This is a genomic window from Herbaspirillum sp. YR522 (genome assembly GCF_000282575.1).
Taxonomy (GTDB): Bacteria; Pseudomonadota; Gammaproteobacteria; order Burkholderiales; family Burkholderiaceae_D; genus Herbaspirillum.
In genome coordinates, this window is record NZ_AKJA01000152.1 from 13270 (window position 1) to 25611 (window position 12342).

At 65.2% G+C, this 12342-nt stretch carries 11 protein-coding genes; 5 read left to right on the top strand and 6 right to left on the bottom strand.

Going from position 1 to position 12342, the window contains the following annotated elements; translation table 11 throughout:
* Window positions 1-22: 22 nt before the first annotated feature.
* Window positions 23-1234, bottom strand: a complete 1212-nt coding sequence (locus PMI40_RS20820; RefSeq protein WP_008119558.1) for a putative DNA modification/repair radical SAM protein — start codon at window positions 1232-1234, stop codon at window positions 23-25.
* Between the two features lie 455 nt (window positions 1235-1689).
* On the opposite strand from PMI40_RS20820, the gene PMI40_RS20825 reads away from it, so the two are divergent.
* Together PMI40_RS20825 and PMI40_RS24140 are read left to right on the top strand one after the other, a co-directional pair.
* Complete coding sequence (locus tag PMI40_RS20825) at window positions 1690-3474, top strand: IlvD/Edd family dehydratase (protein ID WP_008119563.1); 1785 nt, start codon at window positions 1690-1692, stop codon at window positions 3472-3474.
* A gap of 47 nt (window positions 3475-3521) precedes the next feature.
* Entirely contained in the window at window positions 3522-3671 is a 150-nt protein-coding gene (locus tag PMI40_RS24140; RefSeq protein WP_157221638.1) for a hypothetical protein, read from the top strand.
* 32 nt (window positions 3672-3703) lie between these two features.
* On the opposite strand, the gene PMI40_RS20830 is transcribed toward PMI40_RS24140, so the two are convergent.
* From PMI40_RS20830 to PMI40_RS20850, 5 genes are all read right to left on the bottom strand, one after another.
* Entirely contained in the window at window positions 3704-4900 is a 1197-nt protein-coding gene (locus PMI40_RS20830; RefSeq protein WP_008119567.1) for a DUF2399 domain-containing protein, read from the bottom strand.
* Entirely contained in the window at window positions 4897-7707 is a 2811-nt protein-coding gene (locus PMI40_RS20835; RefSeq protein WP_008119569.1) for an ATP-binding protein, read from the bottom strand. Before PMI40_RS20835 ends, PMI40_RS20830 begins: the two co-directional genes overlap by 4 nt.
* Window positions 7707-8405 carry a hypothetical protein gene (locus PMI40_RS20840; RefSeq protein WP_008119571.1) on the bottom strand — a complete coding sequence of 233 codons (699 nt, stop codon included), beginning with the start codon at window positions 8403-8405 and terminating at the stop codon, window positions 7707-7709. Before PMI40_RS20840 ends, PMI40_RS20835 begins: the two co-directional genes overlap by 1 nt.
* A complete protein-coding gene (locus tag PMI40_RS20845; protein ID WP_008119572.1) occupies window positions 8398-9642 on the bottom strand; it encodes a hypothetical protein in 1245 nt (414 codons plus the stop codon). Before PMI40_RS20845 ends, PMI40_RS20840 begins: the two co-directional genes overlap by 8 nt.
* Before the next feature lie 185 nt (window positions 9643-9827).
* Window positions 9828-10340: an SRPBCC domain-containing protein gene (locus PMI40_RS20850; RefSeq protein WP_008119575.1), complete on the bottom strand. Its 513-nt coding sequence runs from the start codon at window positions 10338-10340 to the stop codon at window positions 9828-9830.
* Window positions 10341-10559: 219 nt separating this feature from the next.
* Here PMI40_RS20850 and PMI40_RS20855 point away from each other — a divergent pair, with 219 nt between their 5' ends.
* From PMI40_RS20855 to PMI40_RS23550, 3 genes are all read left to right on the top strand, one after another.
* Entirely contained in the window at window positions 10560-10802 is a 243-nt protein-coding gene (locus PMI40_RS20855) for a hypothetical protein (protein WP_008119577.1), read from the top strand.
* A 328-nt stretch (window positions 10803-11130) separates the two neighbouring features.
* Complete coding sequence (locus tag PMI40_RS20860) at window positions 11131-11334, top strand: hypothetical protein (RefSeq protein WP_008119579.1); 204 nt, start codon at window positions 11131-11133, stop codon at window positions 11332-11334.
* 287 nt (window positions 11335-11621) lie between these two features.
* The gene (locus PMI40_RS23550) at window positions 11622-11963 is read left to right on the top strand and encodes a hypothetical protein (RefSeq protein WP_008119581.1); all 342 of its coding nucleotides are present in this window, start codon (window positions 11622-11624) and stop codon (window positions 11961-11963) included.
* Window positions 11964-12342 lie beyond the last annotated feature (379 nt).

Here is a 12342-nt window from a genome sequence, read left to right on the forward strand (position 1 = left end):
GCGCTCGCCCGCATTGCCATTGTCACAGCAGTGCCAGCTGCACCGGCTGGGGTGCCAGCATGCCGCGCAGGCGGTCCGACGACGCCTCGCCATGCGACGGCCGGAAATCCTGCACGACGATGAATGGCTTGATCTTGTCCATGGCGCAACGCAAGCGCACCAGGTCCTGGTACCTGAGTGCGCGCGAGCGCCGCAGCTTCACCAGGCGTTCGGCATTGCGTACGCCGATGCCGGGCACGCGGGCGATCATCCACGGCGGCGCACGGTTCAGGTCGACCGGAAAGTCTTCCCGATGCGCCAGTGCCCAGGCCAGCTTGGGATCGATATCGAGCGGCAGGTCGCCGCTGCCACCGAACAGTTCGTCGGCATTGAAGCCATAGGCACGCAGCAGGAAGTCGGCCTGGTAGAGCCGATGCTCGCGCAGCAACGGTGGCGGCTGTGCGGGGACCGTGGTCGGGCTTTCGGGGATCGGGCTGAACGCCGAGTAATACACGCGCTTGAGCTTGTAGGCGCCATACAGCGTCTGCGCACTTTGCAGGATGGTGCGGTCGTCGGTGGCGTCGGCGCCTATCATCATCTGCGTGCTTTGCCCGGCGGGAGCGAACTGCGGTGCGCCGGCTTCGCTCTGGGCTTCTTCCTGCCCCATGCGGATGGTGCCCATGGCCAACTTGATGGTGCGCACGCTTTTTTCCGGCGCCAGCTTCTGCAGGCCGGTGTCGGTGGGCAGTTCGATATTGACGCTGAGGCGGTCGGCATAGCGGCCGGCCAGCGCGATCAGCTCGGGATCGGCGTCGGGGATGGTCTTGAGATGGATATAGCCGCGAAACTGGTGCTCCTCGCGCAACGATTGCGCCACCCGCACCAGTTGCTCCATGGTGTAGTTCGACGAGCGAATGATGCCCGAGCTGAGAAACAGGCCCTCGATGTAGTTGCGCCGGTAGAAGTCCAATGTCAGGTCGACCACTTCCTGCGCCGTGAAGCGGGCGCGCGGCACGTTGCTGGAGCGCCGGTTGATGCAATATTGGCAATCGTACTGGCAGTAGTTGGTGAAAAGTATCTTCAGCAGTGACACGCAGCGGCCGTCGGGCGTGAAGCTATGGCAAATGCCCATGCCGCTGCTCGCACCCAGCCCGTCGCGTCCACGCGAGCCTCGCTTGGGCGCCGCGCCGCTGGCGCATGAGGCGTCGTATTTGGCCGCATCGGCCAGGATCTCGAGTTTGTTGAGCAATTCCATGGAAATAGACACTGTATGTTTATACAGCATATTACCCTGAAAACGCTTTTTGCCTCGATCAACCCGTCACATCCTCGCCCCCCTGTTGTTTGCCTGCTTCAGGCGCCATGGTGGTCCTGCTGGCACCCGTGCACGACGTGCCTCGCGACGCCCGGCTCACCGACGGCTACACGGTAAGCTGCCCCCGAGCCCGGATCGTAGACGGTCGCCACCTGGCGCAAGGGCCGCAGGTGACGTCCCGGCGCACCGCCTTGCGGGCCTCGCGCCGCAGGCAGTAACAGTGATCGAATCCAGCGGCTGTCGCCAGTTGTGGGTCCGACCATATCACGTCGACGCCGGATGGCTCGGCGCATGAAATCGATGCGGGCAACTGCGGTAAAAACGGTCAAGGATGAAATGTCGGCGGATCGGCGATACTAGCAGGCTGATCGACATGAATGAACGAGGCAAAAAAAATGACCCAGCAACACGCCACACCTCGCCGGTTCCGCTCCCAGGACTGGTTCGACAATCCCGACCATATCGACATGACCGCGCTGTACCTGGAGCGCTTCATGAACTACGGCATCACGGCCGAGGAACTGCGCTCGGGCCGTCCCATCATCGGCATCGCCCAGAGCGGCAGCGATATCAGCCCGTGCAACCGCATCCACCTGGAACTGGCCAAGCGCGTGCGCGACGGCATTCGTGACGCCGGCGGCATCCCCATGGAGTTTCCGCTGCATCCGATCTTCGAGAACTGCCGCCGTCCCACCGCTGCCATCGACCGCAACCTGTCGTATATGGGATTGGTCGAGATCCTGCATGGCTACCCGATCGATGCGGTGGTCCTGACCACCGGCTGCGACAAGACCACGCCAGCCCAGATCATGGCCGCGGCCACCGTCGATATCCCGGCCATCGTACTGTCGGGCGGTCCGATGCTCGACGGCTGGCTCGACGGCGAGCTGGTCGGTTCCGGCGCGGCCATCTGGAAAGGCCGTCGCCAGCTGGCTGCCGGCGCCATCGACAACGAGAAGTTCCTCGAGATCGCCGCGGCGTCGGCGCCCTCCTCGGGCCACTGCAACACCATGGGCACGGCCTCGACCATGAACGCCATCGCCGAAGCATTGGGCATGTCGCTCACCGGTTGCTCGGCGATTCCCGCGCCCTATCGCGAACGCGGCCAGATGGCCTATGAAACCGGTCGTCGCATCGTCGGCATGGCTTATGAAGACTTGCGCCCGTCGGCCATCCTCACGCGCGACGCCTTCCTCGATGCGATCGTGGTCAACGCCGCCATCGGCGGCTCCACCAATGCCCAGCCGCACATCATGGCCATGGCGCGTCACGCCGGGGTGGAGCTGCATTCGGACGACTGGATGACCTACGGCTACGATGTGCCGTTGCTGCTCAACATGCAGCCGGCCGGCAAATACCTGGGCGAGCGCTTCCACCGCGCCGGTGGCGTGCCGGCCATCATGTGGGAACTGCAGCAAGCCGGCAAGCTGCGCTCGCAGCGCATCACGGCCACCGGCAGGAGCATGGCAAGCAACCTGGAGGGGCGCGAAACGGGCGACCGCGAAGTGATCTTCCCGTTTGCCGCGCCACTGTTGCAGCGCGCCGGCTTCCTGGCATTGAAGGGCAACCTGTTCGATTTCGCCATCATGAAGACCAGTGTCATTTCGGACACCTTCCGTGCGCGTTACCTCAGCACGCCCGGCAACGAAGGCGTCTTCGAATGCACCGCAGCCGTATTCGATGGTTCGGACGACTACCACGCCCGCATCAACGACCCGGCGCTGGGCATCGATGAAAACACCATCCTGGTCATTCGCGGCGCCGGTCCGGTGGGCTGGCCCGGTTCGGCCGAGGTGGTCAACATGCAACCGCCCGATGCCTTGCTGCGGCGCGGCATCAACACCTTGCCGACCTTGGGCGACGGCCGCCAGTCGGGCACATCCGACAGCCCGTCGATCCTCAACGCCTCACCGGAAAGCGCGGTCGGCGGTGGCCTGGCCTACCTGCGCGACGGCGACCGGGTGCGCATCGACCTCAACACCGGTGCCTGCAACATGCTGGTCAGCGATGAAGAGCTGGCGCGGCGCCGTGCCGAAGGCATACCCGCGGTGCCGGCCAGCCAGACCCCCTGGCAGGAGATCTATCGCAGCACCGTCGGCCAGCTGGAGACCGGCGCCTGCATGGAACTGGCGGTGAAGTACCAGGGCGTGGGGCGGGTATTACCTCGTCACAATCACTAACCAAGCCGATGATTCGCGTCCGGGCCGTCTGTCTCGCTAGCCATCGTGTGGATGCATTTCCCCATGATCACGAAGAACCGCTACGGATCGACGCCCACCATCTGGGCAAGCCGGTATTGAAGGAGTTCGGCCAGGACCGCGGCGCCTTCGAGCGCTGGGGCAAGACCTCGGGCAAGGTGTACGGGCTGGCGTCGTAGCGGACGGGGAAAGTCGCCGGGGCCTCGATAAGTTACAACCAACCTTCCTGTTCCGCCTTGCGCCCCTCCCGCTGCATGGCTTCACATAAAGCCCGCAGGCTCGGCGCCAGGCCGGGTCGCGCCAGCAGCGTCACCAGCAGGCGCCGATCGTGGTCATTGAGCGGCCATTGCTGTGACGTAGCTTGCCACTGCGGCAAGCCCATCAGATGCGGTTCCCAGGCCAGTCCGGCCTGTTCCCACCGGGCACCCACCGCGCAGGCGATGTCCACCCCGGCCGGATCGGCATCGGCGCTGATCCAGGCCGGTGCCGGTGCCATGGCCAGCAGATGCGACAACGTAGCCATCCATGCCCGCGACGGCCGTCCGGGCATCCATAACAGGGCCACGCCCGGCGGCACCTGGCGCGCCTGCTGCTCGAAGCTGGCCCGGTTCTCGATCAACCACCAGCGCTGCGGGGCGCGCATGGCGTCGACCCGTTGCACGTCTTCCAGCGGCAGCCCGAGGCAGTGCAATGGCGCCGCCTCGATGGTGCGCCGCTGCCACGACAAGGCAATGTCGCCGGCCAGCCAGGCGACCTCGGCGAAACGCGCGATGCCCAGCCGCTCGAGGTCGAAGATGGACTCCAGCCAGCGCCAGTCTGCCGCCCGCAGGGCCTTGGTGCTGCCTAACGCATGCAGCGCAAAGTTGCGACGCAAACCCTGCTGCCCATGGTCGTGCCAGGTGGCGATGCCCTTGATCAACGCCAGGCGTATGTCCAGGCTTTCCGGGCGCAGCAGGCGGTCCTGTTCCAGGCTGGCGCGGCCGGTCGACAGTTCGTCGAGCAGGTCGGGATCGACCGAGGTGGCGCACCACCCATCGAGCCAGGCCAGGGCGCCGGCTATCCTTTGCTGGCGGGCCTGGCCCCGTTCACCGGCACTGGCGATGCCCAGCAATCGTTGCAGGCGTGGCAGGTCGCGCCAGGTGATGGCGTCCCACATCCTGCTGCTGGCCGGCAACTTCACGCGGCGGCTGATCCAGCCTTCATTCAACAGGCGGTCGCACAGTTGCTCGGCACGTTCGATCGACACCCCGGCGCCCTGCGCCTGCTTGAGCAATGTGGTGCGCGAGCGCGTCCTGGCCTCGCCACGCGCCCAGCGCGCCAACAGGGCATGCTGCTCGGCATCGAGCAGCGGCAGTTGATCCGGTACGCCCACCGATGCGCATTGCTCGCCGCTGCCACGCCCGCTCATACCGGCGCCGGCCGCCGTTGCAAGACGCCAATCGGTGGCGCCCAACGTGCATCGCGCGGCTTCTTGGAGGTGACCAGGGTGATATCGGCCGGCTCGAACACCTCGACGTTGTGGGTGATCGGCGTGGTCAGCACGTATTGCGCCCGGGTCGATTTCAGGAAATGCCCCACCAGCTGGATATTGCGTACGTCCAGGTGGGCGAACGGTTCGTCGATGAATACGAAGCCGCCCGGCACGTCGTCGTCCTTGAGCAAGCCCACCAGCAGGATCAGCGACTTGATCACCTGCTGCCCGCCGGATGCCTCGCCGTCGTTCAAGCCGATCTGGCCCTTGCCGTCGAAATTGAAACTGACCTTCAGCTCGGCCTGGCGCAATACGGTGTCGTCGTTGTCCAGGTGCGGCAGGTCGGCGCTGACGTCGACCCCGGCCAACAGGCCCAACTCGACGATGTTCTTGCGGTAGCGGCGGATGGTGGCGCGCAGCACATCGATGTAGCGCTCGCGGGCGTTGCCCACCGCTTCCTCGGCGGCCGAATTGCTGGCCTTGCGCGAGTCGAGCTCGTTGCGCTGCTTGCCCACCGTGCCTTGCATCAGCACTTGCCGGTCGACCACGCCGGGATCGGTTTCCCAGTGACCGGTATCGAGTTCGCCCTGCACCGCGCCCATGCGCAACTCGGCCTGCTTGGCGTTGGTGTAGGTGTGATAGAGCGCCTGCACCACCGCCGTCGCGATCCATTTGGCGGGAAAACGTTTTTTCTGCGCCCGCGAACCGGCGGCGCGACCGCGCTGCTCTTCCAACCGACCGCCCCACTCCCGCTCATGCCGTTCGAGGTCACCTTCAGCCTCGCGCAACTGCTTCTGCAAGGCCAGGTAGCTGCCGTCGGCACGGGTGTTGGCCGCCACGGCCGTCGTGTGCTCCTTGTCGAGCGCATCCCAGCGCAGGCTGGCAGCGGTCCTGGCCTGGGTGAGTGCCGGCAGCTGGCGGCGCGCCAATTCGAACTCTTCGCCGCGCCGCGCCAGTTCGTCGGCAGCCAGGTGTCCCTTGCTGGCTTCGGTGGCCGCCGCATGCTGGCGCTGCACGGCGCTTTGCTGCACCGCCAGTTCGGTCAGTTGCTGGTCGAGGCTGGCCAGGCGCTTTTCGATCGATGCCTTGCGCGCGGCCATGGCCGCCGCGCCGAACTGGTAATCGCCCGGATCGCTCCAGACGCTGCGCCCACCACGGCCATCGCGCCAGTAGGCTTGCGGTGTGATCCACTCCCCGCCTTGACGCACGCCCTGTTGGGTATCGGCCACCCGGGTGATGTTGGACAACTGGCGCAGCAACCAGGACGGCGCCTTGGCCGAGAACCGCAATATCGCCAACAGGCTGTCCGATGCCGGTTGCGCCGGTGCACTGGCGGCATCGGCGACCACATAGTGACGATAGCGCTCGCGCTCGGCCAGCGCCATGGCGCGGCTTTCGTCGGCCGGCTTGTCCAGTACCACGATCCAGCGCGATCCCCGCAATACGCCCTCGGCCGCAGCGCGCCAGTGCTCATCGGTGATCTCGATGACGTCGGCCAGGAAGTGGTGCCCGATGCCTTCCTGGCGCAGCGTGCGGCCGAAGCGTTGCACCTCGGGCGGCGGCGGTGCCTGGCGCTGGCCTTGCAGCCGGTCCAGCGCGCCCTGGGCATCCTTGCGTTGCGCCGACAGCTCGCGCCATTGCTCGTCCTGGGCCGCCTTTTGCTGCTCCAGTTGTTCCAGGCGCCGGGCCAGCTCGGCGCCATCGGCCTCCACCGCGGCCAGGGCCATCAATTCTTTGGCATGCGCCACCAGTTGCTCGACCGGCTTCTCGGCGTCGCGCGCCTGCGCTTGCAGCTTCTGCGCTTCGTGCCGTTCGGCCTCCAGCGCCAACACCGTGGCGGCTGCGGCCTGGCGCTCCTGCAGCAGGCGCAACAGGCGTGCGTGGTCCTCGGCGCGTTGCCGGCGCTGGGTGCGCGCGGCGAGGCGCTGGCGATGCAGCTCCCGCAATTTTCCCGCTGTGGCTTGCCGTTCTTCGTGCCAGTTGAGCACCGGGATGACTTCGGTGGCCAGCGTCTCGCGCTCACGCAGCTTGCCCTGGTATTGGCGGTACAGGTTCACGCGTGCTTCCAGCGTGGCCAGTTGTGCCTGGCCATGCGTGAGCTCGCGCTCGGCCGCTTCCACCTCGGCCGCCAGTTCGCGCTGGTGGCGGCGCGCCTCTTCGTATCGGTCCAGTACTTCCTGGTCACCGAAGACTTCGAACACCAGGCGCAACAGCTCGCGCGGCGAGAACTCGCACAGGCGATCGGTCTGGCCTTGTTCCAGCGCCAGCACGCGGGCAATCGCGCGCGACAGCCCGGCATTCTCGAGACGCCGGCGCCAGTGCTCCACACCCAGCCATTCCTTGTCGGGCAGCTGCAGCATGCTTTCGATGGAGACGTCGCCGTCGGCCATCGCATAGCGCCGCTGCCAGTCGCCGCCATTGCGTTCGATGCGACATGCCAGCGTCACCTGGTCGGCATAGAGCAGGTTGCGGGCGAACGGGCGGGTCGATGTCTGGCGGCCATACGGGCGGTTGTCGACCGTGGCGCGCAACCAGGTGGTGTCGGCATTGGCGTGGCGGGCATAGGTCTTGTAGCTGCGCCCGCCCGAGCAATCCAGGCCCAGCAGCGTGCGCATGGCGTCGAGCAAGGTGGTCTTGCCCGAACCGTTGGGGCCGGCCACGGTAATGATGGCGCCGTCCAGCGGCAGGGTGAGGCGCTGGCAATAATCCCATTGCAGCAGTTCGAGCGATTGCAGGTGGAACATCAGGCGTCTTCTCCGGCGGCGTGGTTTTCCGTGATGGCGGGCGTTTCGCTTTCCTGGCTGCGTACCCGCGCCAGGACGTCGCCCAGGGCGCCGTCGAGAATGCGCGGCGCCAGGCTGTCGTAATCCAGCAGCAGGTCCAGCAACGGGCCTTCGGCGATGTCGTCGCCGCGCCGCAGGATGAAGCCGTGCGCCTCGAGCCGCTTGAGGTTGCCGTCCATGCGGGTCTTCTTGCCCAGCTGCGTGCCGAAATCGGACAGCAGCGCCTTGTAGGACACCACCGGGCTGACCGAGGCGGCGCTGGGCAGCGGCTTTTCGCTGCTGAACATTTCTTCCTGGGCATCGCCCTCGGCGCTGGCCGCACGCGCCGACTGGCGTTCGCGCTTGGGCAGCACGATCAGCGACCACAGCAGCACCAGCAGCGAGACCGCGTCACGCGGCAGTTCGACATTGTTGTTGGCATCCAGCCCGGCCTCGCCGAACACCGCCGTCTCGGCGCCGCGCAGCAGCGCCACGCAGATATGGTCGGCATGGATATTGTCGACCAGCCGCAGGCCCACCTGCGCCAGGCGGTCTTGCACGGCCTGCCACAGTTCGGCATCGATCAGCGCGCGCCGCACCCGCGGATGCTTGCGCGGCAGCCAGCGACGTGCCAGCAGTTCGGCGGCCAGCAGGCTGGCCTCGTCTAGGACTTCACTCATTGGATTCTCGGGAAATATCGGGATGCAGCGCGCCCGCACTCAGTGCGCTGACATGGGGGTCGTCAACCTGTTCGATGGCGGCAAGAAAACCGGTGTGCCAGGGCAAGCGCGCCAACTCCCCGGTCTGCCCGTTGAGGGTGCGGGCCTGGTGATCGCCCAGCAAAGGCAGCAATTGCATGCGATAGGCAGCTTGCGCGAAGCGTCCGCCCAGCACCACGCCCGGCAATGGCTGGGGCACGGCGGCCTGGCCTGCGGGCAAGGCGCCCAGTGCTGCCAACTGATCGATCAGGGCGCCCAGCTCGAGCGGCATGCTCAGGGTTTCGAGCTCGCCGGTGGCAGCCTGCACCGCCGGTGGCAAGCCCTGGGAGCGATACGGATCAGGCCGGTCGCGCTCGAACTCGCCCTCGGCCACATCGACCAGTTCGTGGCCGCTGACGAAGATCGGCTTGACGCCGGTCGATAACGCATCACCCAGCAGGCTGGACAAGTCAGCGTGGGATTGCAACCAACGACGCACATCGGAACTGGTCACACCGGTGCTGCCCAGTGTGACCCGCTGGCGATCGGCCTGCTGCAGGGCGCGCGTGAACTGGCTGGCCATCGACAGCAATCGCGCCTGGCCGCCGCCCAGTGCGCGCGCCTCGCGCTCCAGGCGAGCATCGTCGTGTTCGCTGCGAATGAGCGCGGTCAGCGCTTCGCCGGCGCGCCCGACCAGCTTCAAGGCGCGCTCGAAACGCGGCTGGGCCTGGCGCAACCGGGCTTCCGATCCACTGGCGATGGCATCGGCGAATTCGTCATACAAGCGGGCCAGCTGCGCATGCAGATGCCGGATCTGGCCGGCGTCGGACAAGCCCATGGCCTGGGCGCCGGCAACCTGCGCCAGTAGCGCCGCCATGTCGTCGTCCTCGCTCGCGGCACGGGTCAACGGGGCCAGCAGCGCCTGCACCTGCTGTGCCAGCGGCGACAGGCAGTAATCCTGGGCGGTGGTGTCCCATACCAGCAAGGCCAGCTCGCGCAGCCGCTTGAGCACGGCGTCGAGCGCCTCGGGCTTGAGGGCATGGAACAGCTGGTTGAGGTCTTCGCGCTGCAGGCGCCCCTGTGGCTGCGCGGCCAATTCGAGAAAGGCCCACACCCGCAGGCGGGCCGCGGCCTGGCCGCCGCTCAGCAGGCCGCGCAACGCATCGAGCACATCCAGGCGCTGGCCCACGCCCCAGGCAAGCGACGACTCCACGGCCATTGCAGGATCGCGGAAATATCCTTCGAAGGAACCGGGCTCCAGTTCATCAGCCTGGGACGGCTGATTCAATTCGTCAGTCAATTTAGTTTTTCAATGAATACGATCGCCACATGATAACCGATGGTCCGACGCGGCCTTGCCGTGCGGCATGCCTGCGGGCGTACAGCCAGCGACGATGGCTGCTTCTATTTGTGCTGCTGCAGGTAGCCGTCAAGCACATCCATCGTGGCGCGCCATCCCATGGTCATGGCCGCGTGCGACGCATCGAAGGTGGCTTGCTCGCCGGCATTGGCGTCGAGGGCGCGCCACTCGACCTGCATCAGGGTACCGCCCGGCGCCTCGCCGAGGGTGGTGGTCGACAAGGTAAGCAAGGGCCATTGCGGCGCCAGCGGGTGGCGCGTGACGCCGCCGTCGGCGTCGCTGAACTGCACCACCGCCACCAGCCGTCGGGGGGCCTCCAGCTCGCGGAAGGTCCACTTGCCCCACATGGTTGGCGCGGCGGCAAAGCCGCGCGCTTTCATGGCGTAATGGAATGTTCCTCCGACCCGTGCATCCACCTTGCATTGCGTGATTTCCATGCCGGCCGGCGCCATCCATTGACTTAGGTGGCGGGCCTCGGTAAGGGCGGCATAGACCAGCGCCCGCGGTGCAGAAAAAGTACGTTCGATGACAAACGGTGCAGAGCGCTTTTCAGACATCGGTCCTCCTTTAGTCAGGTCAAGATTGTTTGCCCACCGGCACGATGCCCGGCACGTGCACGGCGCCCGGCGACCATGCCACCCCCCCCCGCTGCAGAGCTTGAACAGGCGCTGCCGTTTGCTATGCTTAAGATCCCGGCAGCGCCACGAACCAGCGCCATTATCGGGCGCCATCATCTCACCGCCACCCATCGCTGTCGACCACTTGCGAGGTGCATCATGGAGCAATACGAGCGGGTTTCCAGCTACAAGGAATACGAACTGCATGTCACTTGCATCCACGAGCGCCATGGCTGGGCGGTCGATGCCTTGTGCGTGGTCAAGGGGGCCACTACCTTGCTGCCCCACCTGGCCGATCCCTTCCATGTCTATCGCACCAGTCGCGCTGCGGAATTGGCGGGCCTGGACCAAGCCCGACACTATGTCGACCACATCATGGTGGGCCGCGCCGGCAACGCCTGAATGCGCACCGGAAAAGTAAATCGATCGAACCAGCAGGTCATCGCGCCAGGACTAAGAAAATGCCGGATGCCAAGGTACCGCCCGCCTGGCATGGGGCTATGCCGCGCAGTTTAAAGCGAAATTCTTTTGAAGTTCTAACAATTTATATTTAAGCAGACCGTGCCATTAATCCAACTAAAGTCGTCAGCTTTCCCACTTTCTCTCAGCAGTTAGGAATAAACAAGCTAACGTTTTCTTAACATCAATTTTTTTGGGAGCTTTTGCTGTGCTCTGCGGTCATAACCCGCCATAATGCAACCCATCATTTTTCAACAACGAGGAGCGCAACGTGGCCAGAAGAAAAACCCAGGAAAACCAAGTCGACCCAGGTTTTATCCAGGACCCGGACGGCTTCATCAACGTACCGGTCAGCAAGACAACCCGGGAGCAGTTGCATCTGCTCAAGACCAGCATGCGCGTGGCCAGCCAGGCCGAAGTCATCGAAAAGGCAATTGCCATTGTCAGCGCCATCGACGCCGCAGTACGCAAGTGACCGTTCGAGCGACTGACACATCGGTCGTAACGTAACGCAAAAAAAATTAGCCTGACGCCTGCCTGGTAACAACTCAATCAATGCGTGTCGGCAAAGCCAACGGATCTCTGCGGAGGTCCGTTTTTTTTATCCGATATCGCCACCCAGCTCAGCAGCATCCGCTGTCAGTGGCATGCGGTGCACACCGACACGGTTTTCAAGTGCAGTCCGACTGCGCCAGCCCTCACTCATGTCTAGCATGAAGTCACTGTCTGCAGCCGCAGTCAGCTATTCATAAGGAGACTGGCATGACTAAGCAACCGACTCTCAAGTTCATCGGCGCGGCCATTGTCGCGGCCGCCTTCAGCACCGGCGCCCTGGCGCAGACTTCCAGCACGCCGGGCGCTACCAGCGACGGCGCGGCCCCGACTTCGGGCACGTCCAAGTCGTCCGAAAAGATGACGCGCAAGCACAAGGCTGAAAAAGACCATAGTCTCAAGTCCAATCCGAACGCCCAGGAATTGAAGGATGGTCCGATGGGCACCTCCCCGGGCGGCAATAGCGGCGGTTCGGGCGGTAGCGCCGGTGCAGGCGCAGGTGCTGGTGGTGGCGCAGGTGGTGCCGGTGGTGCCGGCGGCGGTTCCCAGTAATCGATGATGTATGCGAATGTGACAGCGTCGCGGGTCAAGCCAGGCGTGCGACGCTGGGCAAGTGCTTGAGCGGCATGGCGTTGCCTCCTCCTATCTCCCGCCATGCCAGATTGCCCCGCGATTGATCGCGGGGCTTTTTTTTCGTCCGCGCCGCTGCAGTTCGTCACGAATCGCCGGTGATCGTGGCAATGCAATGCGATGAGCAGCACGCGCAGGCCTCAGCGAGCCCCGTTGGCTTTGCCTGTGTCGGCCAGGGCGGAGGCAGCGCGAAGAAGGGCCGATGGATGTCGACGGATTCGATAGAAAAATGCCGCCCGGCGTTGCACCGAACGGCATCACGGCATGCACCTACCGCCGTCGCACGGCGGTCATCGCAGCA